Origin of the sequence: Streptomyces sp. NPDC059567, assembly GCF_042735655.1 — a bacterium.
Lineage (GTDB): Bacteria > Actinomycetota > Actinomycetes > Streptomycetales > Streptomycetaceae > Streptomyces.
Genome location: NZ_JBHWBS010000040.1, coordinates 17105 through 43094, shown reverse-complemented (window position 1 = coordinate 43094; position 25990 = coordinate 17105). Strand labels below are relative to the sequence as shown.

23 protein-coding genes are annotated in these 25990 nt (G+C 71.1%); 18 read left to right on the top strand and 5 right to left on the bottom strand.

Annotation, left to right across the window (positions count from 1 at the left end):
• Positions 1-153: 153 nt before the first annotated feature.
• The 7 genes from ACFVZW_RS19465 to ACFVZW_RS19435 all read left to right on the top strand — a co-directional run bounded on the left by ACFVZW_RS19465 (position 154) and on the right by ACFVZW_RS19435 (position 9116).
• Complete coding sequence (locus ACFVZW_RS19465; RefSeq protein ID WP_384522830.1) at positions 154-2460, top strand: hypothetical protein; 2307 nt, start codon at positions 154-156, stop codon at positions 2458-2460.
• A 39-nt stretch (positions 2461-2499) separates the two neighbouring features.
• A complete protein-coding gene (locus ACFVZW_RS19460) occupies positions 2500-2649 on the top strand; it encodes a hypothetical protein (protein ID WP_384522828.1) in 150 nt (49 codons plus the stop codon).
• Positions 2650-2728: 79 nt separating this feature from the next.
• Positions 2729-3223, top strand: coding sequence for a hypothetical protein (locus ACFVZW_RS19455; protein WP_384522826.1), 495 nt, complete (start codon positions 2729-2731; stop codon positions 3221-3223).
• A 16-nt stretch (positions 3224-3239) separates the two neighbouring features.
• Complete coding sequence (locus ACFVZW_RS19450) at positions 3240-3593, top strand: hypothetical protein (protein ID WP_384522824.1); 354 nt, start codon at positions 3240-3242, stop codon at positions 3591-3593.
• 142 nt (positions 3594-3735) lie between these two features.
• Complete coding sequence (locus ACFVZW_RS19445) at positions 3736-4299, top strand: Uma2 family endonuclease (RefSeq protein ID WP_384522822.1); 564 nt, start codon at positions 3736-3738, stop codon at positions 4297-4299.
• A gap of 343 nt (positions 4300-4642) precedes the next feature.
• Positions 4643-8662, top strand: a complete 4020-nt coding sequence (mobF, locus tag ACFVZW_RS19440; protein WP_384522820.1) for a MobF family relaxase — start codon at positions 4643-4645, stop codon at positions 8660-8662.
• A 61-nt stretch (positions 8663-8723) separates the two neighbouring features.
• Positions 8724-9116, top strand: a complete 393-nt coding sequence (locus ACFVZW_RS19435) for a hypothetical protein (protein ID WP_384522817.1) — start codon at positions 8724-8726, stop codon at positions 9114-9116.
• 120 nt (positions 9117-9236) lie between these two features.
• Here ACFVZW_RS19435 and ACFVZW_RS19430 read toward each other — a convergent pair whose 3' ends face one another.
• Both ACFVZW_RS19430 and ACFVZW_RS19425 read right to left on the bottom strand, forming a co-directional pair.
• A complete protein-coding gene (locus ACFVZW_RS19430) occupies positions 9237-9782 on the bottom strand; it encodes a hypothetical protein (RefSeq protein WP_384522815.1) in 546 nt (181 codons plus the stop codon).
• A gap of 26 nt (positions 9783-9808) precedes the next feature.
• Complete coding sequence (locus ACFVZW_RS19425) at positions 9809-10918, bottom strand: NlpC/P60 family protein (protein WP_384522813.1); 1110 nt, start codon at positions 10916-10918, stop codon at positions 9809-9811.
• Between the two features lie 544 nt (positions 10919-11462).
• On the opposite strand from ACFVZW_RS19425, the gene ACFVZW_RS19420 reads away from it, so the two are divergent.
• The 9 genes from ACFVZW_RS19420 to ACFVZW_RS19380 all read left to right on the top strand — a co-directional run bounded on the left by ACFVZW_RS19420 (position 11463) and on the right by ACFVZW_RS19380 (position 21816).
• The gene (locus ACFVZW_RS19420; RefSeq protein ID WP_384522811.1) at positions 11463-12047 is read left to right on the top strand and encodes a hypothetical protein; all 585 of its coding nucleotides are present in this window, start codon (positions 11463-11465) and stop codon (positions 12045-12047) included.
• A gap of 14 nt (positions 12048-12061) precedes the next feature.
• The gene (locus ACFVZW_RS19415) at positions 12062-12400 is read left to right on the top strand and encodes a hypothetical protein (protein WP_384522809.1); all 339 of its coding nucleotides are present in this window, start codon (positions 12062-12064) and stop codon (positions 12398-12400) included.
• Between the two features lie 5 nt (positions 12401-12405).
• Positions 12406-13185: a hypothetical protein gene (locus tag ACFVZW_RS19410; protein ID WP_384522807.1), complete on the top strand. Its 780-nt coding sequence runs from the start codon at positions 12406-12408 to the stop codon at positions 13183-13185.
• 91 nt (positions 13186-13276) lie between these two features.
• The gene (locus tag ACFVZW_RS19405) at positions 13277-15028 is read left to right on the top strand and encodes a hypothetical protein (protein WP_384522805.1); all 1752 of its coding nucleotides are present in this window, start codon (positions 13277-13279) and stop codon (positions 15026-15028) included.
• A gap of 4 nt (positions 15029-15032) precedes the next feature.
• Positions 15033-16559, top strand: a complete 1527-nt coding sequence (locus ACFVZW_RS19400) for an SCO6880 family protein (RefSeq protein WP_384522803.1) — start codon at positions 15033-15035, stop codon at positions 16557-16559.
• Entirely contained in the window at positions 16559-18106 is a 1548-nt protein-coding gene (locus ACFVZW_RS19395; protein WP_384522801.1) for a type VI secretion protein, read from the top strand. The genes ACFVZW_RS19400 and ACFVZW_RS19395 overlap by 1 nt, the downstream gene beginning before the upstream one ends.
• 1 nt (position 18107) lies before the next feature.
• Positions 18108-19808, top strand: coding sequence for a type IV secretory system conjugative DNA transfer family protein (locus ACFVZW_RS19390; RefSeq protein WP_384522799.1), 1701 nt, complete (start codon positions 18108-18110; stop codon positions 19806-19808).
• Complete coding sequence (locus ACFVZW_RS19385) at positions 19801-20307, top strand: hypothetical protein (RefSeq protein ID WP_384522797.1); 507 nt, start codon at positions 19801-19803, stop codon at positions 20305-20307. The genes ACFVZW_RS19390 and ACFVZW_RS19385 overlap by 8 nt, the downstream gene beginning before the upstream one ends.
• A gap of 99 nt (positions 20308-20406) precedes the next feature.
• Positions 20407-21816 carry a hypothetical protein gene (locus ACFVZW_RS19380; protein ID WP_384522795.1) on the top strand — a complete coding sequence of 470 codons (1410 nt, stop codon included), beginning with the start codon at positions 20407-20409 and terminating at the stop codon, positions 21814-21816.
• A 25-nt stretch (positions 21817-21841) separates the two neighbouring features.
• Here the strand turns inward: ACFVZW_RS19380 and ACFVZW_RS19375 are convergent, their stop codons facing one another.
• Positions 21842-22030 (bottom strand): DUF397 domain-containing protein, encoded by a 189-nt coding sequence (locus tag ACFVZW_RS19375; protein WP_384522793.1) that lies wholly within the window; start codon positions 22028-22030, stop codon positions 21842-21844.
• A gap of 116 nt (positions 22031-22146) precedes the next feature.
• Between ACFVZW_RS19375 and ACFVZW_RS19370 the strand changes: the two genes are divergently transcribed.
• Together ACFVZW_RS19370 and ACFVZW_RS19365 are read left to right on the top strand one after the other, a co-directional pair.
• Positions 22147-22440, top strand: a complete 294-nt coding sequence (locus tag ACFVZW_RS19370) for a hypothetical protein (protein ID WP_384522791.1) — start codon at positions 22147-22149, stop codon at positions 22438-22440.
• Positions 22437-23762 carry a zeta toxin family protein gene (locus ACFVZW_RS19365; RefSeq protein WP_384522789.1) on the top strand — a complete coding sequence of 442 codons (1326 nt, stop codon included), beginning with the start codon at positions 22437-22439 and terminating at the stop codon, positions 23760-23762. The genes ACFVZW_RS19370 and ACFVZW_RS19365 overlap by 4 nt, the downstream gene beginning before the upstream one ends.
• Before the next feature lie 40 nt (positions 23763-23802).
• On the opposite strand, the gene ACFVZW_RS19360 is transcribed toward ACFVZW_RS19365, so the two are convergent.
• The gene (locus ACFVZW_RS19360) at positions 23803-25365 is read right to left on the bottom strand and encodes a hypothetical protein (RefSeq protein ID WP_384522787.1); all 1563 of its coding nucleotides are present in this window, start codon (positions 25363-25365) and stop codon (positions 23803-23805) included.
• Complete coding sequence (locus tag ACFVZW_RS19355; RefSeq protein ID WP_384522785.1) at positions 25365-25757, bottom strand: hypothetical protein; 393 nt, start codon at positions 25755-25757, stop codon at positions 25365-25367. The genes ACFVZW_RS19360 and ACFVZW_RS19355 overlap by 1 nt, the downstream gene beginning before the upstream one ends.
• Between the last annotated feature and the right edge of the window lie 233 nt (positions 25758-25990).

Sequence of the window (25990 nt, the reverse complement as noted above, 5' to 3'; positions counted from 1 at the left end):
ATATCCCCCCGCCCACCCCCTAAAAAACACAACCAAATAGCGCGGCAGCCTATTTTTTTAAAAAACCCACCCCCCCCCCCCCCCCCCCGGGCCCCCCCCCCGCCGCGCGGCCCCCCCTCGCCCATCCCCACCCGACCCCGGAAGGACCCCTCCGTGACCGCCGAGACCGTCCAGCCTGCCGCACTCACCGCCACCCCGGCACGGACCGGCGGCCTGTCCCCCCGCGTCGCCCGCTGCCTCACCGTCATCGAGCGCACCGTGTACGGGGCCGCCGGGATCGCCGTCGCCCTCGGCCCGCACACCGACCTGTGGCCCGCTCACATCGCCGCCGTGGGCGCCGGGGCCGGCCCCCTGTGGGCCCTGTGGCACCGCACCCGCTCCTCCTCGGCCGGGCTCCTGACGGCTTGCTACCGGGCCCTGCCGACCCTCGGCCTGTCCGGCTGCTACACCGCTGCCCTCTTCACGCCGGGCACGGCGTGGTGGGAGTACGCCGCGCCGCTCGCCACGGCGGCCGCCGCCGGGCTCGCCGCCCCGCTCACCCGCTCCCTCGGCGTCCAGCAGGCCGCCGAGACGCTGCCCGACACGATCGCCGCCCACGCCGAACTTCTCGACCAGGACGAGGACCAGGACCACGAGCAGCAGATGCCGGCCGACACGTACGAGGTGGGGCTGCAGCAGCTGTGGGCGGACGCCCCGGCGACCGGGGACACCGTCCTGACCGGCATCCACCAGCCCGACCCGACGGTGAGGGATTTCACCGCCGTCATCCTCGCCCCGTCCGGCGAAGCCGTTCCGCGCGGCATCGACGAGCGGGCTGTCGCGGCCGTGTTCGACGTCCCCACCGAAGCCGTCCACCTCCACCCGGTGAAGGGCTCCGGGCCCGGCCGTCTCGCGCTGAGCGTCACCCCCAGCGAGGCGGACGCCGCCGAACTCGTCGACCAGGACGAGGTACGCGCCCTGTGGGACGAGCGCGTTTCCGGCCCCGGCGGAGCCGCCCCCGGGATGCTCCTTGCGGACCACCGGCTCACCGACGACCGGCTCGTGGTCCTCGTTCAGGCCGCCGACGACCGCATGATCGACCTGTCCCGCAACAAGCTCGCCCGCGCGCTGCGAGTCGACGACCCCGAGCTCGTCATGGTCGAGACCGACGGACTCGCCCACGGAGTCGTCACTGTCTACCGCGAACACCCGCTCATCCACATCCGCGAGGCCACCCGCGCCGACCTGACGATGGGCTCCGACGGCACGATCAGCATCGGCCTGCGGCACGACGGCCGACCGGCCCGGATGCCGCTGTACGACCCGGAGCTCGGCGCGCTCACCGACCTTCTCGTCGGCGCGCCCGGCTCCGGCAAGTCCGTCACCCTCCTCACGCTCCTCGCCGCCGAACGCCTCTCCGGCGTCGTCTCGATCGTCGCCGACGCCCAGGACGGCATGAGCCTCCCCGAAGCCGCGGGGCGCGTCTTCCACTTCGGGGCCGGCCGCGCAGCGATGGGCGCAACGCTCGCCGCCGTGTGCGCGGTCGCCGACTACCGGGAACAGGTCTCCGCCGCCAACGGCTGGGGCTCCTTCACCCTCGGCGACCCGTGGGCCCTCCTCATCGTCACGCTCGACGAGATCAACCGCGTGCTCGCCGCCGACGCCGACGTACACGCCGACTACCGCAAGTGGCTGGCCGGGATGATCTCCCGCGTCCAGCTCACCGGCCGCAAGCTCGGCGCGGGCATCCGGTTTGCCGGGCAGTCCATCCACCTCGAAGACCTCGGCGACTCCGACAAGATCCGCTCCGGGGCCCGCCAGGGCACGGTGTGGCTCGGCCGCGTCAACGGTTCCATGACACGACGGATGGCCACCGACATGACGACCGGCGCGATCGAGGTCACCCCCATCCCGCGCTTCTTCGGGGCCGGCGGGGCGACCGAGATCGCCGCCGCCTGGACCGGGGAGGAGACCCCTGCCGGTCCGGTCACCGCCGGATGCGCCTGGATGATCCAGGGCGGCCACCCCGCCATGACCCGCGTGTTCCGCGCGGTGAAGAAGAACCGCACCTATCCGGGCCTCATCGCCCTCATGGAGTCCGCCCCGATGCCGGGCCTGACCCCCGAGGAGACGGCCGTGTTCCAGACCGCGTACGCGGGGTTCCTGCCGTACGCGGAGGCCCTGATGGTCGGAGGGATCAACGCGGCCGAAACGGGCGAGGCCCCGGCCGCCGAGCCCGCCACGGACACGACCGGCAGCCGCCAGTTCGCTCCGGCGGTGAAGGCCCCAGGCACGCTGCGGGACCGCATCCTCGACGCACTGGCCGGCGGCCCGCTCACCACCCGCGAAGTCCGCCATGCCGTGGGGGTCGGCACCCCTGACGGCCCGGCATCCGGCTCGGTCGACAACACGCTGACCAAGCTCCGGGACGAGGACCAGGTGGTGAAGGTCGGCCACGGCCGGTGGGCCCGTCCCGAGTAGCCGCCCCAACCGTGCGCGGGCGCAGTCACCATGAGGTCCATGGATTTCGAATACGACTGCTGGTTCTGCCTGGAGACCAACGCGATCTGGGGCAAGCCGCGCGGCTTCTGGACCACCTGGTACGAGTTACCCGGCGAGTGGTCCTGCTGGAACTGCGGCAGACCGAACACCACGCCCGACGACGACTAACACCACTCCGCACGCAAGGCCCGGAGCCCCGACGCTCCGGGCCTTTTCTCATGCCCTCGCACACCCGAAGGAGCCCGTCATGCTTGACCGCACCCCCGGCATCCCGCTCACCGAAGCCGAGGCGAAGACCGTCTCCGACCGGCTCCTCCGCGAGGCCATACAGACCGCGCCCGCAGTGCCGGCGGCGACGTCGTTCCGCGACCACACTCCGACCCCGGCCGTCGGCGACACGCCCCCCGTACCGCAGCCGGACAGCCGGACCGTCCCGCAGTGGGCGACCGGGATCGCCGTCGCCTCCATCGGCATCGGTGCCGGGGTGACCGGCATCGGGTGCGGCGCGTGGCTGGTCCTCGAAGGGCTCTCGTCGATCACCCTCGCCGGGGTTCTCGCCATCGCCGCGCCGTTCGCCGGCGTCGCCGTCATCGCGACCGCGATCGGCGCGGCCGTCTCGAAGGCGAAGGCCGCCAGCATCACGCACGTCTACCAGGGGACCGTGATCAAGCGCACCGAAGTCTCCACCACCACAAACACACGCGGCATGTTCTCCCGTACCCGCAACGACATCCACGGCTGACGAGAGGATGACCCCCATGGCACTCGGAGACATCACCACCACCGACCTGAACGGCTGGCAGTACCGGGCGATCGGCGTCCTCGACGACCTGGTGAAAGCCGCCATCAAGGCCGAGAGGCACCCGCTCACCTGGAGCATCACGACCAACGGCGCTCTGCGCGGCGAGGTCGACCGCTACCGACCCGATCAGACCGACAACGACCGGCGGGCCATCTTCGACGAGTGGTGCCACGTCCTGAACGCCACCGACCCGCGCGAGTCCAAGCGGTACGAGGGCGGCGTGAGCCTCATCGCCGTGTTCAAGCACCCCACTAACCGGGGCGACGTCCAGGGCTCGATCTTGCTCAACATCGACCCGGACGACGAGTGACCGCCTGAGACCAGAAAGCCCCCTGCCCGGTTCGTCCGGGAGGGGGTCTGGCCACTGCTGACCACGCCGGGCGGCTCCAGGGAAGACAGCGGCTACCGAGCCGGGTCACACTGGAGACCCCCGGAAGGAGGTGAAAGGAACCGTGAGTGTCGCCTACAGCCACGCCGGACCGTGGACGCTGGACGACGTCCTGGCGCTGCCCGAGGACACCACACAGCGCGTCGAGCTGGTCGGGGGCGCGCTGATGATGAGCCCCGCGCCAGGCCTTCCACACCAGCGCGCATCCCACCGGCTGCACGTCCTGCTGGAGCAGGCCGCCGAGACCGCCGGCGCCGACGTCGAGGTCTTCGAGGGGATCAACGTCATCGTCCCCGACGGGCTGCTCATCCCGGACCTGGCGATCGTCGACGCGGCCGCTGCCGAGGAAGCGGGCGTCGCCGTCTCCGCGCACGACGTCCTCGCCGTGGTGGAGATCGCCTCACCGTCGACCCGGGTCACCGACCGCAAGCTCAAGCCGTCGCTGTACGCAGCGGCGGGCATCGAGCACTACTGGCGCATCGAGCTGGAACCCGCGCCGCGGCTCCTGATCGGCCACCTCCGCAACGGTGCGTATGCCGACCAGCCGCCGCTCCTGGCGGGCGCCGTCGCCCGCGTCGATGAGCCGTTCCCGATCGAGTTCGACCCCGGCTCTCTGGCCCGCAGGTAGCCGCTCGACCAGCACAACGAAGGCCCTCGCTCCGCCGGTTCTCACCGGTGGGAGCGGGGGCCTTTTTGCGTTTCCGGACCGGGTCGGAAATCTGACCCGCTGCCGAAAATCAGGCCCGTCAGGCGGGGCGGATTCCGTCGTCCGCTCCTGCCCGACGGGAGCGGACGACGTTGTTCCTGCCGGGCTCTTTGGCCAACCGGTGATCGGGCGGTACTGTCGTGGACTCAAAGATCAACAACAGAAGTACCAAGGTATGGCTGCGCCATACGTCAGAAGACTTCAAGATCCTCAGCGCGGAGGGGGGTGAGTAGCGATGGCGTGGGTGACCACATTGGGCCCGGACATGCAGCAGGTCGATTACCGGCTGACCGGGCAGTGCGGGTGCGACCTGGAGCACCAGGAGCAGCGCGGGCAGGAGGTCGAGGAGACCGACGCGCAGGTCGACTACCGCCTCGGTGACGCGCGAGATCTGGAGTGGATCGGCGGCGGCCTGCAGGAGGTCGGTCTGGTCGCCGGGCAGGCCGTCGGCAAGGACCAGGCGCGGCTGCTGATGGACGGCCGGCACCCGCTGACCGGCGAGCTGCTGGTGACGCCGAAGGTCGCCGTCGACCCGCGCGGCAAGGTCCAGGCGCGGCAGCTCGCAGAGGCGATCGAGGTGGCGGCCGCCGAGCGCGGCGTGAGCGTAGACGAGCTGCTCGGCGACGACGAGAAACTGTCCAAGCGGTTCGCCCGCCTGCAGCGTGGTGTGCACCGCGAGGGCGACCGCCACCGCGTCCCCTTCCGCGCGGCGGAGGAGCTCGCCGCCGCGTCCGACATCGACCTCACCGAGCTGTACAGGCACTCGCATGTGGCGGAGGCCCGCGAGTACGCCGACGCCCGAATCCGGGTCGGCAACCGCGGCTACGACGTGACGCTGGATCTGTCGAAGACCTACAGCGCCGCCGTGGCGCTCGCCGGTGAGGAGATGTCCGAGGAACTGCGCGGCGCCTTCCTCGAGGTGGCCCGCGAAACGTTCGGCGCGATGGAGGGCTGGGCCGCGTACGCGATGGCGGGCGAGCACGGCAACGGCAAGACCGCCGACCGCATCGACACGAGCGGGTTCCTCGGTTGGATGACCGTGCACTACTCCGCCCGCCCGGTGGGCGGCGAGGTCGGTGACCCGCACCTGCACGTCCACGGCAACTTCGCGAACATGGCGTTCGCCGAGGACGGTAAGTGGCGCACCGTCGGGGCCGGCGGCCGCGACATCCTGCGCCACGCGCACGCCGCCGACGCCCTGGTGAAGGCCCGGCTGCGGCAGGTGACCGGTGAGCGGTTCGGGATGCGCTGGGAGCGGCACGCCGAGACCGGCGCGTGGGAGGTCGTTGGCATCGACGAGAACCTGCGCCGCGCGTTCTCCCGCCGCAACGCTCAGATCGTCGCGGCGGCCGCCGACGACGCGACGACCGGCGAGCAGAAGCTCATCGCCCGCCAGCTCGCCGAGGGCAAGGACGCCACGATCACCCAGGCGGACGTACGGGCCGCCTGGCGGGCCCGCGCCGAGGACGTCGTCGACGACGTCGACGCGATGATCCGCCGCGCGATCCCCGGCCCCGAAGGACCCGATGGCCCGTCCGTCGCGGGCCCTGGCGGCGGTCCGGTCATGCCCTCCCCCGAGGAGATCGCCGCGTTCATCTGGCGGCGCGAGGGCGGCCTGACCGAGGCGAGGAAGTCGGTCACGCGGGCGGACATCCTGGCTCACGTCATCGACGCCTGCCCGTTCGGCGTGCCCGACATCGCGGCCGCCGAGGCCCTGACCGACGCCGTGCTCGTCGTCGACGGCGAGGCCGTCGCGCTGCCGACCAAGGGCATGGCGCACCTGACCAACCCCCAGCGCTACACCCACGCGTCGATCCTGGTGGCGGAACAGACCATTGCCGAGTCGGCCGCCGAGCGGCTGGACGAGGGCGCTGCCCAGCTCACGGTGGCGGCCGCCGAGCTTGCCGTCTCCGCGTTCGAGGCGCAGCGCACCACCGACCCGCTCCGCCCGTTCGTCATGTCCGGCGAGCAGCGAGCCGCGACCCTGCGGTTCCTCACCGCCGGGCACGGCGTCGACGTGCTGCGCGGCAAGGCGGGCACCGGCAAGACGACCATCATGAGCGCGGCCCGGATGGGCTGGGAGGCCGCCGGCCTTCGCGTCTCCGGTGCCGCCACCGCGGCGGTCGCCGCCTCCAAGCTGCAGGCCGAATCCGGCATCGCGAGTGCCACGGTGGCGACCTGGCTGATGGACATCCGTGGCGGCGGCCGACGCATGGCGAACACCGACGTCCTGGTCCTCGAAGAGGCCGCGATGGTCGACGACCGCGACGTCGCCGAGCTGCTCACGGCGGCCGCCGAGCACGGCGTGAAGGTCGTGGAGATCGGCGACTGGGCACAGCTGAAGGCGATCGGCGTCGGCGGCGGCTTCAAGCGCGCCCACGAGATCACGGGCGGCCTGGAGCTGAGCGAGAACCGCCGGCAGAAGGACGCGGTGGAGCGGGCCGCCCTGGAGGCGTGGCTGGACGGCGGACGACGCACCGCGCTGTCGATGCTCGCCGAGCACGGCCGCGTCCACGCAGTGGCGACGCCCGACGACGCGTACGCCGCGATGCTCGGCGCGTGGAAGGACACCGTCGACCGCCTGGAGGGCGACGTCCACGACCAGATCGAGGACCTGGTCGTACTCGCCGCGCGCAACGCCGACGTCGAGGTCCTCAACCTCGGGGCCCGCGAACTGCGCAAGAAGGCCGGCGAACTCACCGGCGGCCACACCTACGCGCTGGCCGGGGGCGAACGACTGGAGCTTGCGGCCGGGGACATCATCCGGATCAAGCGCAACGACTACCGCACCCGCCGCGGTGGCGACGTCGACGTCCTCAACGGCTACCGGGGACAGGTCACCTACGCCGCCAAGGACGGTGTCTCCGTCGAATGGCGCCGCCCTGCCGAGGACGGCGGACACGCGGTGGAGCGGGCCTGGATCACCGCCGACCAGATCGCCGACGGAACCCTGCAGCACGGCTACGCGATGTCCATCGCGGCGGCCCAAGGCCTCACCTGTGACTACACGCTGGTCTACGGGGTGGGCGCGGACGCCAACTCCCTGTACCCGGCGCTCTCCCGTGACCGGATCTCCACCCACCTGTGGCTGCCCGCCGACGTCATCGAGAGCGAGGACGTCCGCCGGCGGCTCGGCGAGGCCCGCAGCGAACAGGAGCTGCTGGACCGTGCGATCGCCGCGTACGCCGACTCTCTAGAAGGCGACACCGACGACCGCATGGTGTCCGACGAACTCGCGGCCGCGCCGGAGTTCGAGCCGGCTCCTGCTCTGCCCCACCAGGCACCGCCGGCCCGACAGGTCGAAGACGCGTGTCTGGACGCCCTGCGCGAGCAGATGCTGGCGACCGGACCGGCCGCCCATTCGCAGCAGCCAGAGCCGGAGTTCCCGGCGTGGGCCGAGCGCGAATACGGGCACGTCGGCACCCAGCGGCTTACCTCCCTGATCGCCGAGCACACGGCGCAGGCCGCCCGAGCCGAGCGCTTGGCCGACGACACCACCCACCAGGCCGACGCCAAGCGCGCCGCGCTCGCCGCCGAGGTCACCCCTGGGCAGCAGCAGGCCCGTGAGGTCGCCAGCATCCTCGACCGCGCGGACCGGCTCGCCGCCACCGCGGCCGCCGAGAAGCAGAACGAGCAGAGGGCCTACGCGGCGATGCACTCCGCCCAGGAGATCCGCGACAGGCTGGAGACAGCGAAGCAGAAGAGCCGGATAGCGCTCCGACTTGCCGGTACCAGCCGGCGGGAGACCAGTGCGCTCAGCGCCGAACACGAGCGGAAGGCGAACGCGGCCCACGCCGAGGCCCGCAGGGCAGGACAGGCTGCTGAGACCGCTCAGCAAGAGGCCTGGGCCGCGATCCGCAGCCCGCAGACCATCCACTGGTTCGAGCAGCACGGCTCCCGAACCAGCACTCCGCCGACCGTCAACGAACTCCAGGACAAGCTCGCGGCGATGCGGCAGCGGCTCCCCGACATCGAGCGGACTACCGACCGCGTCGTGACCCAGGACGCCGAACATGCCGAGCGCCAGGTGGTCCAGTACCGCGAGTCCGCCCGGAGCCACGGCGCAGTGGCGGCCAATCTGCAGGAGGAGAGCGAGCTCCGCTCACGAATGGCGGCCGAGGCCCCCGGCCAGCACGCCCGCGAAGCCCAGCAGCGCGCCGCGCGGCTCCAGGCCGCCCAGCGCCAACAGCGACAGCACGCCCGTGACGTTGCACGGCAGGCACAGACCGTGCACGTCTACCAGCAGCCCGCCCAGGGAAGGTCCGGCCCCTCACTCGGCCGCTGACCTGGAGCCGTTCGGCACGCCTCACGCCACACCATGGTTTACGGCCATAGCGTCTGAGGACATGGAAGAAGCGCCTGATGCCTGGACTCTGGCCGCATTTTGGTTCGCTGCCGCAGGGGCAGCCCTTGCGGCGGTGGGCTCAGCCGCGCGGGCATGGTTCGCGCTTGCCGAGTACAGGGACCTGCTGGACCGCGCCAAGCTGCCCGATGCCGTTCGCCAGCTATTCGTGTCCTTGCGACCTGCTTTGGGGCTGGGGCGCTCTTTCCAGTGGGCGGTTGCCGCCATCCACGCGGTCCGAACTCTGCGGGAGATCGAACAGGCCGGAGGAGAGGACGCACGCCGCCTTACAGAGCTGATGAACCAGGTCATTTCCTGGGGCCTTGTCCTCTGGGGGGCCCTTTTTGCCTTTGTCGCAGCCTTGATCAGGCTCATCTCTAGCCATACCTCCGGCTAGCCGACGACGACCAGCCGAGGACCGCAAGCACCCGGAGAGCACGATCCCCCTCGAGTAGGGCGAACCCGTCGAAGCGGAACGCTGATGCACACCTGCCATGGACGGCTCAGGAATCTGTACTCAGGAGGGAAGCGCCTGGGCGCGTGGCATGGCGAGCCGATCGCGGGTGCGGTCGGCGACGGCCGAGTCGGCGCCCAGGACGTCGGTCACCGTCGCGAGTAGCTCGACGCCGAGGCGTTGCGCATCGGGTCCGTCCGGCACCGACCGCCACAGGCTGTACGCGCGCCGGGCCGCCTCTACGGTGTCGGGGTGGCCCGCGCCCTGCACTCCGGCACGGAGCCGTACCGAGTGCAGGTACCAGCCGACCGCGGCGTTCTGGTCTCCCCTCAGGTGGGCCAGGTAGCCGCGGACTTCGCGGGCTTCGATGGTGTTGCGGTTGCTCTCCCCGTACTCGGCAGTGGCGTCGCGGTCGATCTTCTCGGCGAGGGTGGTGGCGTCGTCGAGGTTGCCGTTGGCGGCGGCCACGGCGACGTGGACCAGGCGCTCGCGGACGCTCTCGCTCTGGCCGGCGGCTGGGGCGCTGCTGCCGGCCTCGATGGCGACGGCCGTCTGCCAGAAGTCGGTGGTGGGCGTGCCCCAGGGGCGGTAGAGCGGTTCCGTGTGCATGGGGCTCCCCTGTGTCGGACGGGCGGTCACCAGTCCACGATCCGGCGGACTTCGGTGATGCGGGTGATCGCGCTGGTCGATGTGCGCCAGGCGCGGTAGCTGACGATGCGGGTCTGGACGCCGCTGCGCGGCGCTTCGATGATCATGTCGTTTCCGATGTACATCCCGACATGGCCGGGGCGGGCGTCGGAGCCGTCCGAGCCGGCGTTGAAGACGAGATCGCCGGGCTTCGGCGCGTCCATGCTGACCTGGCGGCCGGTGTTGACCTGGTCGTAGGTGACACGGGGGATGGTCACCCCGGCGGCCTTGTACGCCTGCTGCATCAGGGACGAGCAGTCGCACCGGTGCATGGGGACGTTGTCGCTGTGCGGGTCGGTGCAAGTTCCGCCCCACTGGTACCAGCCGCCCTTGGCCCGCAGCGCCCAGGCGACGGCAGTCTGGATCTGAGGCGGGGTGTCCGCGGGCAGTTCGTACCCGTCGGGCAGTGCGATGGCGCCGCTGGGAGCCTCGGCCGTGAGCTCGACGCTCATCTGCATGATGACCTTGACGTAGTGGTACGTCTGGCCTTCCTTCTGGCCGGGCTCGCGTGCCCACCAGATGGGGGGCACCCCCCGGAACTGGTCCACTCGGCCCCAGCCCGCGTTGTAGCCGGCCAGGGCAAGCTCGATGGGACTGCCCCGGTAGTCGGGGTGCTTCTTCGCGGTACGCAGAAGCTTGCACATCATGCTGCCCTGCGAGGGGATGGCGTCGGCCGGGTCCCAGACGTCCTTCTTGCCGTCTCCGTTGCCGTCGAGGCCCTCGGTGGCCCAGGTTCCGGGCATGAACTGCGCGATGCCCTGCGCTCCGGCGGGGCTGGAGACACGCGGGTTGAACCCGGACTCCTGCTTGAGCTGCGCGGCCAGGACCTGAGGCGTCAGGCCCTCATCGCACGCAGCGGCGGCGTCGAGGATCAGCTGGGCGTACTGCGCCGGCACACCGCCCGGGCCGATCCTCAGTCCTCCGCCGACCGGCGAGACGACGTCGCCGTCCTTCTCGTCGCCGAATGCCGCGATCAGCATGACCAGACCCAACCCGATGGCGACCGGCGTCATCACCAGCCCGAACCCCACCAGCGCGAGTAAGCGCTTGAACCCCAACCCCGCTCCCCCAAAGCCCGGATTTGCTCACTGAAAGTAGCGATCCCCCGCTAATCCGATCCGCACAAATGCACGTAATGGATCGTGACACTATGCCATCACGGCTTACCAGTACGACATTTCGATATCCAGTTCAATGCCCTCGGGCCGGTGTGCGATGATCCATCTTGCTATACAGGGGGCAATGTAGACAGGCTGCAGTTTGCTTGAGTAAAGCTTGCGTGTGGCTTTGGGGGGATGGGTGGGGAAAACGCCCGATGTCAGGCCGCAGTGGCCTGACCTGGCACGTGTCGTTGTGCCCGTGATGGCGGCAACCGGCGGCAGCGGCAGGTCGACGGTCGCTGCCCTGCTCGCTGACGAACTCGCGTTATCCACCCGCACGGTGGTGCTCGACACCGCCCCCCGCCTCACGTCCCCCTGGCCGGACAACAGCCCCGCACCCGAAGGCGGGGGGCTGGCTACGCTCGCGCCGGATCGGCCGCTGACACGCTCCCAAGTTCTTGCGGCCGGAGCGATCCGGGGCGGTCCCGCTGGCCACTGGCAGGTGCTGACCGACACCCGGGACTGGCACGCACCGCCGCTGAAGCTGCCCGAACAGCCGGCCGCGTGGTACCAACTCGCGGCGATCGGGGGCTGGCAGGCCGTCGTCGCCGACACCGCCCACCCTGTCGCCCACGACGTCCTCGCAGCCCGCTGCGACAACCGGCCGGGACAGACCCAGGGCTGGGGCGAGCTGCCTTACGCGGTGCCCGTCCTCTGTGCCGCGGCCACCGCCAGCGGCGTCCAAGCCCTGCAGCAGGCGGCCATGGTCCTGCACGCCGAAGGAATGCCGCTGCAACGGGTGGTTGTGGTCCTGGTGGCCGCGACCGACGGACGCCCGGCCCCGGTCGTGCGGGCCGCCGCCACCATGCTCGCCGCGCGGACCTCGGCCGTGGTGCACCTTCCCTTCGACCCGCAGATCCGTGCTCACGGACTGCGCGAACCGCTGCGGACCCGCAGCAAGACACGGCAGGCCGCCGCCCGGATCGCGGCCGCCGTACTCGACACCGCTCACCACGCGTGGGGGACGCCGCTGCCCGCGGCCCCGATCCCGGTCCCCCTCCCCCACCCTGTCGCTCCTGCTTCCTGACGAGGTATTTGGCTATGAGTCAGCTCCTGAACACGATGTCCGCCCTTGCCGCCGACCCGCACGTCCACGTCCTCGCAGACGGCCCGGTACCGCCCTACACCCCGTCGCTGCCCGCCGAGGTGAGCACTCCGGTCCAGACCGTGCTGGCGTGGACCGCCGGCCTCGGCCTGGCCGCCGCGGTCCTGGGAGGGCTAGTCGGCTGGGGCCTGGTGGCCGTGGGTCACAACACCGAACGCGCCGCCCTGGCGGCGCGTGGCAAGCAGGGCATCCTGTGGTCCCTGATCGGAGCGGGCGGGATCGGTCTGACCGCCTCGCTCGTCATGGCGTTCTACAACATGACGGGCAAGGGGTGAGGCCGGTGCAGAACCATGACCGAAGCGCCCGCCGCGCCAAGTTCACCCTCGCCGGGATCGGCGTCCTCCTTGCCGCCGCCGTCGCGGCCGGAGCAGTGGCCGCAGTTGGCGTCCTGGGCTCGGACGACAAGGCAGCACCGCCCGCGGCGAAGCCGTCCGCCAGCACCCCGGCGCCCTCGCCCAGCGGCCTGTGGAACAAGGACATGACGCCGGCGAAGGCCAAGCCGTTCCACTTGGTCGCCCCGACCGGCCAGGCCAACGGGATCTCCACGGGCTTCCCCCACAACACCAAGGGCGCCATCAGCACGGCCGTCTACTTCACCGAGGAGTACGCGCTCCTGGACGACCAGAAGGCCCGGCAGCAACTGGAAGCCGCCGTATCCCCCGACGCCCCGGGGTACGTCGACGAGAGGGTCAGCCAGGTCCGCAAGCTCCGCGAAGGTGCGGGCCTGCCGCCCTCCGGCGGCAACCCGGCCGGCCTGACCTTCACCACAAGCGTCAAGGCGGTACGCGCCAAGACCATCCGAGCCGACGGCCTGCCGCTGGGCGACGCCATCCACGTCTGGCTCGTCTACGACCGGTACGCGACCGGCCCGGACGGGGGCGCCGACAAGAACCCGCTCAGGGACGAGACCTCCGACCTGATCCTGAAGTGGCAGAACGGCGCCTGGAAGCTCACCAACGAGCCGAAGCTCTGGGCGAAGCGGACCTACCCGGTCGCCTATGCCCCGGACTCTCCCTACGCCTGGCAGGACGGCTGGTGGCAGGTGCTGCGTGAGGACTGACCGCACCGCGCGGCGCTACGCCCGCGCGCTGTGCCTGCTGCTCGCCGTATGGACGTGCTGGGCGGGAGCGTTAGTCACCGCCCCTACCGCCATGGCCGACAATCCGCGTGCCCATGCCGACGTCGGGCCGCCCGACCCGATCCCGAAGGAGTGGGTCGAGGCCGGCGACAGCGTCGGCATCGACACTCAGGGCAAGTATTGCCTGGTCGACGACCCTCAGGTCGAAGGTTGCCGCCCGGCCGAGCCGGGCGAACTGCCCGGGTCGATCGGCATATGCGAGGGCCCCGATGGCACAGGTTCCTCTGCCTGCCCCGAGGAGGACCGCAAGGCCTTCGAGAAGCGCCAGCTGGCCAAGTGGCAGAAGGAGACCAGGGACCAGAAGGACTTCGAGAAGCGCAACGCGATGCTCGCCGCCTGCGTCGAGAAGGGCGGGACGTTCCTCGACTGCAAGCAGAAGGCGTACGAGAAGTACCCGCTGCCGACCGACGGCCCGCTCGACTGGGTAGCCGGAAAGATCTCCGAGCTCGCCTCTGACGCCCTGAAGGAGGCCGCCAACTACATCGGCAAGGCCGTCGTCTGGCTGCTGGAAGAGTTCGCGAAGATCTTCAACAGCGCCTCCACGATCGACCTGGACGACACCGGTGTCGGCAAGGTCTGGGGCATCGCCACCGCACTGTCCGCAGTCATCGCCACGTTCCTGCTGCTGCTCCAGTGGGGCAAGGTCAGCATCTCGCACCAGGGCGAGCCGGCAGCCACCGCGGTCGTGGGACTGGCCAAGTGGGCGGTGATCTCCTCGGTCTACTGGACCGGAACGCAGGCCGCGCTCGGTCTCGCGGACGCCATCAGCACGTGGATCATCAACTACAGCTTCGACGGCGGCGGCAGCGGAGAAGGTGCTGCCACCAAGGCCATGCAGCAGCAGCTGGGCAAGATGTTCGGCGGGCTGATCGCCGGAGGCGGTGGGGGCGCCACCATCGGCGGCTCACTGATCGCCGGAGAGACGATCACCGCGTCCGCCGTTGGCGTGATCATCGTCGTGGGCATCGTCTGCATCATCGCGATCGCCGCCCTCTGGCTGGAGGTCCTCCTCCGCCAAGCCGGAATCATGATCCTCGTGGCGACCATGCCGATCGTGCTCGCCGGACAGATGTCGGACGCCACCGCCGAGTGGTGGCCCAAAGCCCGCAACGCCCTGATCGCGCTCATCCTGATGAAGCCCGCGATCGTGCTGTGCTTCAGCATCGGCTTCTTCGCCATGTCGGAGGGGCGAGGCGTCCAGAACATGCTCGTCGGCCTAGTGATCTTCTTGCTCGCCTGTATCGCGTGGCCCGTCCTCGCCAAGTTCATGACCTTCACCACCAACGGCGGCGGCAACTCGATCGCCTCCGGACTGCTCAGCACGTTCGGCTCCTCGGCCGGCTCCAGCCAGGGCGGGTACCGGCCCGAGCTCGGCGGAGCCGGAGCGGTCGGCGGCGGCAGCGGCTATACCCGCGCCCTGGAGCGCGAGAACAACCAAATCCCCGTCCCCGAAAGCCAGAGCGGGTTCGCCCGCTCCGCCGGGACCCGCACGTTCGGTTCGAAGGCACTCGCGACGGTCGCGCTTCCCCTGCAGGTCGCCGCGGCGGGCAAGGACGCGCTGGAGTCCGGCATGGCGAATACCGCCGCGCACGCGGGCCTCGACCACGGCTCGCCCGGCGGCCGACACGTCGTCATCGCCCGGCGCTCGGGATTCCCCGAGCCGGGCGGCGGGCCATCGAGCACGCCTTCACCCGCGCCGCAGCGCCCCGCCGAGACGCTGCCGGCCCAGCGCTCGCCAGCACCTCAGCCCGTGAAGGAGGACTGATTCGATGTCGTCCCAACCAGTGACGTACGGCGGCTGGCAGAGCGAGAAGTCCGGGTTCATGGGCAACCTGTCCGGCCCCGGCTTCGCCATGGTGGCAGCCGCCTCGGTGGTCACCCTCATCCCGATCAACCTGGGCAGTTGGAGCGCCGCCGGCCTTTGCCTGCCGATCGCCCTGACCCTCCTGGTCCTCGCCTTCGGGCGAGTGCTGGGACTGAGCGCCGACGAGTGGATTCTCCTGGCAGTAAGGCATCAGATCGCCGTGGCCCGAAAGCAGAACATCTTCATGTCCGGGGCGTACGCCCCCCGTTCGCAGACCACCGGCGAGCAGCCGATGGACCTGCCGGGCATCATTGCGCGCCTGCGCATCCTGGAGGCCCCCGACGGTCTCGGCGGCCGCCTGGGCATCGTGCACGACCCGATGGCCGGCACCTATACGGCCATTGCTCGCATCACGTTCCCCGGCCTGGCCCTGGTCGACACCGACAAGCAGTCCACCCGCGTGGCGACTTGGGCGGGCTTCCTGCGCGCCTACTGCACCGAGGACTCGCCGATCACCCGGATCGCCGTTCATCAGCGCTGCCTGCCCGACGACGGGGCGGCCCTGCGGTCGTGGACCTCCCGGCACCTCTCCCCCGACGCCCCGCCGGCCGCTGTGAAGGCGCTGTCGGAGCTGATGGAAGGCGCCGGGCCGGCCGCCACGACCCGCGAGACGTACCTTTCGGTGACGCTCTCCTCGAGCCGGGCCCGCCTGGCCATCAAGGGCGCCGGCGGCGGGCAGATCGGCGCCGCGGCAGTCCTGGTTCGCGAGATCAGCACCATGCACGGGGGACTGAGCACCGCGAGCCTGCAGGTGGTCGAATGGCTCACCCCCCGCGGCGTCGCCCGCACGCTGCGCACCGCCTACGAACCGACCAGCCAGGTCGAATTCGCCACCCGCGCCGCGGCCGCGCAGCAGCCGGACTGGCAGGGCACCGAGTCCGGCGTCGCTCCGGAGCTCGCCGGCCCCGCCTACGCCGTCACCGGCATGGGCGCCTACGAGCACGACGGCGCGCACTCTGTCTCGTACCAGGTCCGCGGCTGGCCCCAGTCCGAGGTGCACGCCACCTTCCTGCAGCCGCTGCTGCGGCCGAAACAGAACGCCCGCCGGTCGCTGAGCATCGTCTATGAGCCGATGGGCCCGCGCCGGGCCCGGCAGGAGCTGTCGAAGGAGAAGGCGAAGCGGTCCAGCGCCCGCTACTTCCGGGCCAAGACCGGCCGCGACGAGTCCGAGGACGAGCGCCGCGAGGTCGAGACGGCCCGCCGCCAGGACATGGCGCGGGCCGCGGGACAGGGCGTCATGCGGATGACCGCCGTCCTGGCCGTCACCGTCACCGACGTCGGCGAGCTGGAGACTGCGTGCGCCGAGTTGACCGCGGACGCCTCGGCGGCCGGCCTGGAGCTGCGCCGCATGTGGGGCAGCCAGGACGTCGGCTTCGCGATCGCCGCGCTGCCCCTCGGGCAGGGCCTTCCGGACCGGCGGGTGGGCTTCTGATGGGCTTGCTGCGCACACGTCGCCGAGCCGACGCCACCCTGCTGGACGCCTCCCCGCTGATGCCCGCTGGCACGGAACGCAAGACCGTCCCGCCGCAGGCGCCGTCTGCCCGCGAGCAGCGCCGTGCGCGAATGCTCGAGGATCCCGAGACGGCGATGCGGCTCGCCCCGAAGAAGGGCTGGTCACACCCCTACGCCGGCCGTGCCGCGTCGATCCCCCGGGGTGAGGTCGTACGGGCCGACACCGCCAACGCCGCAGGCGCCTACCCGTTCCTGCACGCCGCGTCACTGCCGGCGGTCGGAGCCTTCATGGGTCAGAACACCCTGACCACCGAAGCGTTCTCCGCCCACCCCTCCGTCTGGGTGAGGGAAGGACTGGTGACCAACCCGAACGTCATGATCACCGGCATTCCGGGCTCCGGGAAGAGCGCGCACGTCAAGGCGCTGTGCTTCCGGCTCATGGCGTTCGGCCACCGCAGCCTGATCGCGGGCGACGTCAAAGGCGAGTACGCCGCCCTGTGCCGCCACCTCGGCGTCGAACCCGTGCGCCTGGGGCCCGGCCTGCCCGGGCGGCTCAACCCGCTCGACGCCGGCCCGCTCGGCGCCGGCTTGGACAAGGTCACCGATCCGGTCGAACTCCGCTCGCGGCTCCAGGAGATCCACCGGCGTCGCCTGACGCTCCTCAAAGCCCTGCTGGAGCTCCAGCTGCGCCGGTCCCTGCAGCCGCAGGAGGAGGAAGCGCTCGACGTCGCGGTCCGCGAGGTCACCGGCGAGCTGTACGGGCAGAGCACGCTGTCGGTGCCCACGCTGCCGCTGGTGTACGACAAGCTGCGCGACCCCACGCAGGCCATGGCCCGCGAACTGCGCGTGCGCGACGACGAGGTGCAGCTGGCCCGCGAGCAGATGGCGTCCATCCGCTCCGCGCTCGGCGGGATGGTGACCGGCCACCTCGGCGGCCTGTTCGACCAGCAGACCTCCATCAGCCTCGACTGGGACGCCCCGATCCAGTCCGTCGACATCAGCGCCCTGGAGGGCTACGGCGACGAGACCGTCGCCATGGTCCTGTCCTGCGTCAGCTCCTGGGCCCAGGCCGCCATCGACCGCCCCGGGGGCCGCCCCTGGCTGGTCGTCCGCGACGAGCTGTGGCGCCAGATGCGTTCCGGTGGAGCGGCCATGGTCAAGAAGATCGACGCCGACCTGCGCCTGTCGCGCGCGTCCGGCACCATCCAGGTCCTCGCCACCCACCGGCTCTCGGACTTCGAGTCCGTGGGAGCGGCCGGCTCCGAAGCGGTGAACATCGCCAAGGACCTGATCTCCAGCTGTGAGACCCGCATCCAACTCGCCCAGGACACCCGGCCACTGCGGCTGACCCGCGAGGTGATCGGGCTGACCGACGCCGAATGCGACCTGATCAGCTCCTGGGGAGCCGGCCAGCGCGGCCGCGCCCTGTGGAAGGTCGGCCGGGGCGGAGGCTCCCACGCCGTCCAACTCGTCCTGTCTCACGCCGAGGAACAGCTCTTCGAGACCGACGAGAAGATGGTGATCTGAAGTGAGCAAGGCAGGCACCGCAGCCGGCCTCGACGACAACACGCTGCTCGCCGCCTACGGAGCCGGCCTGCTCGTCACCGTCGGAGGCTCGGTCACGCTCGCCGCGCCACTGGCCTCGCTGCTGTCCGGGCGCGGCTGGGCCCGCAGCACCGCATCGATTCCCGAGACGGTGATGCTCTCCCTCGTGCGCGGCCCCGGCCGCGTCTACGACCCGGAGCCGCCGGCCTGGCTGTTCTACACACTGACCGCGCTGCTGGTCGTCACGGTCCTGCTCCTGCTCGTCAAAGCCGTCACCGCTCTCACCGCCCACGGCAGCGTCGGCGGCGCCCAGTGGGGCGGCGCGAAGGTCGAGCGCAAGCTTGCCGCGCACGCAGACCCTGCGCGCCGGACCAACCGCATCACCGCAGGCCGGGGCAAGCACACCAACAGGATCGTGGCCGGGCAGCCCAACATCTCTGCAACCGCGTTCGGCACGCCCGGCTCCGCGAAGACGACGGGGCTGCTGCTGCCGAACGCCGCCGAGTGGGCCGGCCCCGTCGTGGTGACGACCACCAAGGCCGCAGACCTCGACGTCATCTACGCCCGGCGCCGCCACCTGGGCCCGGTATGGGTCATCGCCCCGGCCGGCATCCCCGGCCGCACGACCCACCGGTGGTCTCCGGTGGACTACTGCACCGACGCCCGCGCCGCCGATCGGATGGCGGCATGGATGGCGGAGGCCGCCTCCACCGGCGACGACAAACGCTCCGCCCCCTGGATCGACCAGGCCAAGAGTGTCCTCAAGGGCATCCTGCTGGCCGCCAACCTGTCCGGCGGCGGCGTCACCGCGATGCGGCGCTGGCTCGGCCTGGGCAAGGACGCCGTCGACCACGTCAAGGCGATCCTGCTGCAGCACGGATACACCGAGGTCGCCGACGACTACGCCTCACCCTGGCTGCGCCTGCACGAGGACGGCATCGGCTCCATCCAGTTCAGCCTGAACGTCCTGGCCCGCGTCTACGCCGACGAGGAGGTTCGCGAGACGTCGGCCGGCACCGACTTCACCGTCGAAGAGCTCTTGGACCGCAACGGCACCGTGTGCCTGATCGCGTCCGAGTCCGACGCGGACCGGTTCGCACCGCTGCTCACCTCGATCATCGCCTCGATCATTCACGGGGCCGAAGTCCGGTACAACACCACCGGCAAGCCCCTCGACCCGGCCCTCGGCGTCCTCGTCGACGAGGCCGGGAACATGCTCCGCTACCCGCGTCTGCCGAACATCCTCACCACCGGCCGCGGCATGGGCATCGTCATCCTGACCGTCTGGCACGACCTCAGCCAGCTCCGCGAAGTCCTCGGCACGCAGAAGGCGAACACTGTGCTGTCCGCCTCCGGGCTACGGCTCCTGCTGCCCGGCTGCGGCGACCTGGAGACCCTGCGCTACTTCTCCGGCCTCTACGGCCGTACCGAGGTGATGAGGACCTCGCACAGCCGTGGTTCCGGCACCGCCACCACGAACACCTCGCCCACCGAGACCGACCTCGCCCCGATCCACTCGCTCCAGCAGCTGCAGGACTTCACCGCGATCGCCCAGTACGCCAACCAGGCCCCCATCAAGATCAAGATGCGGCTGACATTCCGCGACAAGGACCTCAAGCGCTACCTCGCCAACGCCCCCACCGCAGGTGTGCCGCTGGAGAAGGAGACCGCCGCCAGTGTCTGACGACCTGCTCAACCCAGCCGCCCTCTGGCCCGGTCTGCCCGCAGCCGCAAAGGCCCCGCCCCGGCGCTGGGTCTGGGCGGCCATGGAGCCGGCCGACCGCCGCCAGCGGCTGCGTGAACTCGCCGCATGGGTGGACTGGCTGCGTGCCACCTTCGAGCTGCACAACGCCATCCCCACCTGCTGGTACCGCCACCCGCCCGTCGTCGAGCACCTGACCGCGCTGTACGTGGGCTGGGTCCGCACCTACGCCGGGCCGGACGCGCCCGGCCGGGAACTCGGCGAAGCGGACTGGGTCAACACCCTGCACGCACTGACGCCCCGGCTGAGCCTCCCGGCCTGCGCCACCAGCCACCAGCCAGCACCGACGCCCCACGTGCCGGACCGCAGCGAGGACTTCACGCACTTCCTGCAGACCTCCCCCATGACCACGGCTCCAGCCGCGCACCCGGCCGCCGCCGAGGCCCAGCGCCTGGCCGGTGAGACCGACCCGCCTCTGTAGCGGGAGACCGCCGACCCACCTGCCGCCGCGCAGCAGACGGAGGAAGCCCCACCCAGCGACACCGCACTCTTCCTGCCCGACGCCGAGGAGGAACAGCAGTTGGAGACGCCCACCCGCGACGCCCCGGCCGACGTCCAGCCAGCGATGGGTACCGAGCCGCGCCAGACCCGGCGACATCCACCACTACCGCTGTGGACCGGAAACGACCTGCCCGCCGGGCGCTGGGAGCAGCGTGGCGACGTCCTGTACGAGCCCACGGACGGCAACGCCATCTGGCGCGTGCGCACCCCAGCCGGCCGCGCTCCCGTCACGACCGACGAAACCGAACCGCACGCGCCGGAGGAGCCGACGATGAACATCGCGATGCCCGAGGACGTCTTCGACGAATACGGCTGGGGGGAGCCGGCCGAGCTGGACGACGCGCTCGCGGCCTTCGACGATCTGGTGCCGGACGAGCAAGCCACGCGTGCCGAGGTCCAGGAGGTCGTAGCGGCACGGGCACGGGAGCTCGACGAAGCCGTCGACAACGCGCCGATGCTCCCCAGGGCGCCGGCGGTGCCCACGGATCCAGAACCGGGCTCCTTGACCACGTCCGAGAACGCGGCCGCCGTCAATGCGGCTCTGGACAAGGTGGATGAGCACGCCGACGCGTTTCGTGACGCGCCGGAATGGCAGCGCATCCAGACGGTCCGGGGTGCCGTCGGCCATCTCTGGAACGTCTTCAAGGAGAAGGCCGGCCGGTACTGGGACGCGCTTCGGGAGGATGTCCGCTTCCAAGGCTGGTGGAAGAGCGTCGCCATCCGGGCCGCCTCCACGATTGGACGGTGGGCGAACGAGCTGGCGGACAACCTGCGCCAGAGCACCGCCGGAGAGCTCCCGAGTGCCGACGCCCTGATGAAGCTGTCGGAGACCGCGCTCACCTACAGCACACCGCCGTCCACGGGCCCCCAGCGCTCTGAACAGTTGGAACGGACGACGGAGCAGGCTTCCGGGCAGGAGGAGAAGGCGGTGTTGCCCGGAGAGTCCCGCCCTCCGGCTGCACGATCTGAACGCACAGGCGCCGTGCTCCCCTACGCGAACCGAGAAGAGGCGTTGCACGCTACGCAACGGGTCGGCGAGGCGTTCCGGGAGTGGGCTCAGACTCCCATGGGCAAGGAACTGGGCTCCTCGGACCATCCGCGGGTCGACGCGTTCCGGCAGGCGTGGCAGCGGCTTCCGTCCGAGCGCCTGGAATCCGGTCCGGGGCCAGCCGCCGGCCCGTACGGCGACGCCGCCGTACGGGCGCAGGCCCTCGTCGAGGCGGCCGTCGCCTCCGGCCGATTCGCCCCGGGTGACGTGGCCGCACTCCAGGCGGTCGCCACGGCCGCCGGCAGCCACGGTGCACGGCTCGCCGTGACCCTGCCGGGCGCCGCCGCCCAGTCCCCAGCCGTCCAAGCTGTTGCGCAGGCAGCGCCCCGCGTGGCCACTGCCGCCCCCGAACCGCGTCGGGGACCGCGTGCGTCGGCGTAGCCGGCTGCCCGCCGCTGCGGTCAGGTCAGCCGGCGGTCTCGGTCTTGGAGTGCGCGAGGAACCGGCGCCAGGCAGTGTTCGACAGCCGCACCACGGGACCGCCGTCCACCTTCGAGTCGCGTACTTGGGTCAGCTCACCGTGGGAGTGGGCGACCTCCACGCAGGCAGCGTCTTCGTTCAGGCTGTACGAGCTCTTGTACCAGTCGGTGGTCATGGCACGGTTCCTTCATTCAGGCCGGTGAGGACACCGCCGAGTCTGCCCGGAACGGTGCGGCGCCGTCAGAAGAGTTCACCAATGAGGCCCCGGTCGGGGCGTAGAGGGGGAAGCACGTGAACGCTAGCGAGTGGAAGTCGGGACTGTTGGCTCCGACCGGCATGGGCGAGTGGTCGCTGGACGACATCGACGGGTTCGAAGCTGCACGCGGGCTGCTCGATGCCTTGATCAGCGCCTACAGCGCCCGTATCGCGGCCGCCGAGGGGGAGGCCGCGATGCAGCTGCGGGTCGAGCAGCAGACCTGCGTGACCGAGCGGCGGACCTTAAGCGTCCGCGACACGGAGACGGTCGAGCGCATTCGCCGGGAGTACCCGGCCCGGCTCCGCACGGTCCGAGGTGAGGTCGTATGAGTGTCGGCGACCTCTATCCCAAGCCGCTGTCCGCCCGGGACAACGCTCTCCTGTTCAACGAGCTGATCCGTCCCTCCCTGACGGGAGAGCCACGGGAGAACCCGGTCGTGCTGTTCGTGGGCGGCCAGCCCGGAGCGGGCAAGAGCTCTGTGCAGAGCGCGGTTCTGGAGCGCCTCGGACGCACGACAGCGTTCCCGCTTGACGGCGACGAGCTCTTGGCCCGCCACCCACGCCATGAAGAGTGGAGCCGGGACAACGACCTCACCGCCGCCTTCCTGACCGGCGAAGACCTCAAGGGACGCTGGTGGACGCGGTCTGCCCGCCTGCTGCGCGCGCAGCGCCTGGACGTCGTCGTCAGCGCCCCGCTCGCCGGGCCGGGCTGGGCCCTGGAGCGCTTCGGTGAGTTCCGGCGCGCCGGCTACCAGGTGGGTGTCGTCTTTGTCGCCACCCATGAGGCCATGAGCCTGCAGGGCATCATCAACCGCTACCACCAGGCCCGCCAGCCCGACCAGATCGGCTACGGCCGGTGGGTCCCGCCCAAGATTCACGATCAGGGGTACTCGGGCGTCCTGAACACGGCGGACGGCATCGACCGAAAGCACGCCGTCGACATGGTCTATGTGGCCCGCCGCACAGGCGAGATCGTGCACATGAACGAGCTCACCACCGAGGGGTGGGGCTTCGGCGTCGCCACCCGGCAGACCATGGTCGCCGAACGCCAGCGAGCGTGGAGCACAGCAGAGAGTGCCCGGTTTCTTCAGACCCAGGGGCGGCTGCGGGCCGAGCTGTCAGGCGAGTGGGCGCCGCTGCTGAACAGCATCGAGCAGCGGGCCGTTCCCGTGATCAACCCCCTCACCGTGCACGACGACACCCAGCTCGCTGCACGCAAGAGCGACACGATCCGGCTGATCGAGCAGGCCAAGCAGGAACTCGACAGCGCCAAGGCACGCGTCGATGCGCTGAAGGGCGCACACACCACAGGAGCGAACGCCGCCCGACTCGACGAGCTCCGCGAGGCGGGCACGCCGCCGGGCGAGCTCCGCCGTGTCCGGGACGCGATGCACCACGACCGGTGGATCGCCGCCGTCGCCGTCTGGGGAGCCCCGCAGCAGCGCCTCGATGACGCCCAGCATCTGCTGGACGCCATCGCCAATGAGCAGCAGCGTCGCACCGCGCTCGACCCGAAGCAGCAGCACGCCGAGCAGCTCGCCCGCCAACACCTTCAGGCCCTCACCGTCACCCAGGCGAACCCGCCAGCCGCACGCAGAGATGGCCCTCGCGTCGGCGGACCGCAGCAGGCGGGCCCCGGCCTGGGCCTGTGATGCGGCGCCAAGGCGCGACGTGCCACCAAGACCGGGGCGGCTACCGGCTCAGCCCGGAACGGGACTCGGCGGGTATGGCGGGCCGGGCCACCTGCGGAGCCTGCGGAGGAGGCGCCGCGGTCTGGTCGGTCCACCCCCGACTGGCGGCCATCATCTGATGGGCGGCCGCGTCGAGAGCGGCCCGGGGAACAGCCGTCCCCGTCAACTGCGCGGCCGTCAGCAGCGCCACGGCGGTGTTCTGCTCGGCGCGCAGCACCGCGTCGTACGCTCCGGTCAGCGATTCCACCTGCCGAGGGTGGACCGGATAGAACCGCAGCTGGGGATCGAGGCCCTGCGGCCGGCGCTCGATCGAGTCCGTGACCAGACGCGTCTGGATCCGCTGAATGGTCACCGGGGCGGCCACCGCCACCTGCCACCCTGTCGTGGGCAGCCGGTACAGCGTGGCGGCGAGTGTTCCCTCCCCGCCGGCGTCCTCGAGGATCGAGGCGGCAGGCCGGGCCTCCCCCGGCCTACCGCCCTCCGGTCGCCAATCCGCCCCGAACAGCAGCTGTCCGACCCGGACCGCGGAGGTGTGGGCGATGACGGTTGCGGGGTGCGGAACCACCTGCGGCAGCCGGACGACGTCGCCGCGCTGCACGATCGCGTAGCTCGGCGGCGGGAGCTCTGGGTGGGCGCGGGGATCGGCAGCGTCGACGACCCGATCCCAAGCGGCCGCCGCCTGCTGCCACGCCTGCGCCGACTCCCGCAGCCTGCCGGCTGATTCGCGCAACGAGGCTGCGAGGCCGTCGTCCGGGTGCTGCTCGGCAACGCGCAGCAGCACGCGGCCGGACAGCAGTCGGCTCATCGACGTCCACCGCGACAGCTGCTGCAGGTCCGAGCCGCTCAACGTATGGTCGGCGATGCCGTACAGGGACTCGAATGCCGCACGGGACAGCCGCTCGCAGTCCTCGGACAGCCGAGTGGTCACCAACCTGGTGAGGTCGTCCGGCGACGCCTGCACCGGCTCGACCGGCAACGCCATCGGAAACGCGGCGATGGCCGCATTCGCCGCCGACGCGTCAAGACGCCCCAGCGCGGAAGCCCGGTTCAGCGATCCACGCACGTCGGCGAAAGCCTCCACCACCGCCAGGTCGTCGACACCCTGCGACAGCCGCAGAGCCGCACGCCCTGCCTGCCACGCGAGACCAGCGGTCCGCCCGGCCAGATAGTCCAGGGCCGACTGGCTGCTGAAGGCGTGCGCGTAGGGCGTCAACGGCGCCCGGTCAGGACCACGATGACTTTCGATCAGGTCGCGGACGGCCGTGACTGCGCGCGTGGCCTCGGAGATGCCCGCGCCGACCAGCCCCAGACCCGTCCTGTCGGACGCGGGCAGCAGCAGACGGGCGGCTTGGAGGGATGCCTGCGCCTCCTCCAGGTGCAGCACGAGATCGCTCGTCTTCGGCGAGTGCCCCCTCTCCGACTCTCCATGCAGCCGCGTGATCAAGCTGTCGAGGTCTTCGGCGAGCGCAGCCCTCTGGCCGGGACTCACCACGCCGAGCGGTGTACTGACCGCAGCCTCCAGGTGGGCGTCCGCCGTGTCGAAGAGGTCCCCCAGGGTCGGCACTAGCGCCGCCGTACGGACGCGAGGGCCACGGCGCCGGCGGCAGCGTGGCCAGCGGCCTCCACCAGCGCTCCGCGCGCCTCGGTGCTCTGCCCATCGCTCAGCCGTGCGAGCGAGGCATCTACCTGGTGCAGCAGGTCGATCCACGGATCGAGCCCTTCGGGGCCCGCTTCCACGATCGGCGTGTCCACCGGCCGGCCGGACTCGGGCAAGGGGAGCAACGCCCGGCCAGCCGCGCAGGACTGAGCAGCGGCGAGCGCCTGCAGCTCGTCGGCTCCGGCCTCCCAGGTGATGGTGTCGGCGACCCTCCTAGCCACGTCGAACGCGTCCCAGGCCGCGGCAAGTACCTGCCTTGGCTCAGACGAGTCGAGCGCAATCATGGTGTCGGACAGCATCGGCTTCCCCCGATCAGTCGATCTTGCAGTGACTCGATCGTCCCACCGCCCACCCCCGCGACATGAAGAGCCGTGGACAACCGGGACTCTGTGGATAACCGAGCGAACCCAGCGCCAGGGTGCTCGCGCCCGGGGGGGGGCGGGCGGGCGGCCGGGGCGCCGCCGCGCGGGCGGGGGGGGTGTAGCTCTAAGAGAGTCGGGGGGTGGGGGTGGGGGGCGGGGCGGCGGGGCAG

Excerpts from the sequence above, each read along its gene's own strand:
- ACFVZW_RS19460 (WP_384522828.1), top strand. The coding sequence starts at position 2,500 with ATGGATTTCGAATACGACTGCTGGTTCTGCCTGGAGACCAACGCGATC.
- ACFVZW_RS19455 (WP_384522826.1), top strand. The coding sequence starts at position 2,729 with ATGCTTGACCGCACCCCCGGCATCCCGCTCACCGAAGCCGAGGCGAAG.
- ACFVZW_RS19450 (WP_384522824.1), top strand. The coding sequence starts at position 3,240 with ATGGCACTCGGAGACATCACCACCACCGACCTGAACGGCTGGCAGTAC.
- mobF (WP_384522820.1), top strand. The coding sequence starts at position 4,643 with ATGCAGCAGGTCGATTACCGGCTGACCGGGCAGTGCGGGTGCGACCTG.
- ACFVZW_RS19435 (WP_384522817.1), top strand. The coding sequence starts at position 8,724 with ATGGAAGAAGCGCCTGATGCCTGGACTCTGGCCGCATTTTGGTTCGCT.
- ACFVZW_RS19430 (WP_384522815.1), bottom strand. The coding sequence starts at position 9,782 with ATGCACACGGAACCGCTCTACCGCCCCTGGGGCACGCCCACCACCGAC.
- ACFVZW_RS19415 (WP_384522809.1), top strand. The coding sequence starts at position 12,062 with ATGAGTCAGCTCCTGAACACGATGTCCGCCCTTGCCGCCGACCCGCAC.
- ACFVZW_RS19405 (WP_384522805.1), top strand. The coding sequence starts at position 13,277 with ATGGCCGACAATCCGCGTGCCCATGCCGACGTCGGGCCGCCCGACCCG.
- ACFVZW_RS19400 (WP_384522803.1), top strand. The coding sequence starts at position 15,033 with ATGTCGTCCCAACCAGTGACGTACGGCGGCTGGCAGAGCGAGAAGTCC.
- ACFVZW_RS19395 (WP_384522801.1), top strand. The coding sequence starts at position 16,559 with ATGGGCTTGCTGCGCACACGTCGCCGAGCCGACGCCACCCTGCTGGAC.
- ACFVZW_RS19375 (WP_384522793.1), bottom strand. The coding sequence starts at position 22,030 with ATGACCACCGACTGGTACAAGAGCTCGTACAGCCTGAACGAAGACGCT.
- ACFVZW_RS19365 (WP_384522789.1), top strand. The coding sequence starts at position 22,437 with ATGAGTGTCGGCGACCTCTATCCCAAGCCGCTGTCCGCCCGGGACAAC.
- ACFVZW_RS19355 (WP_384522785.1), bottom strand. The coding sequence starts at position 25,757 with ATGCTGTCCGACACCATGATTGCGCTCGACTCGTCTGAGCCAAGGCAG.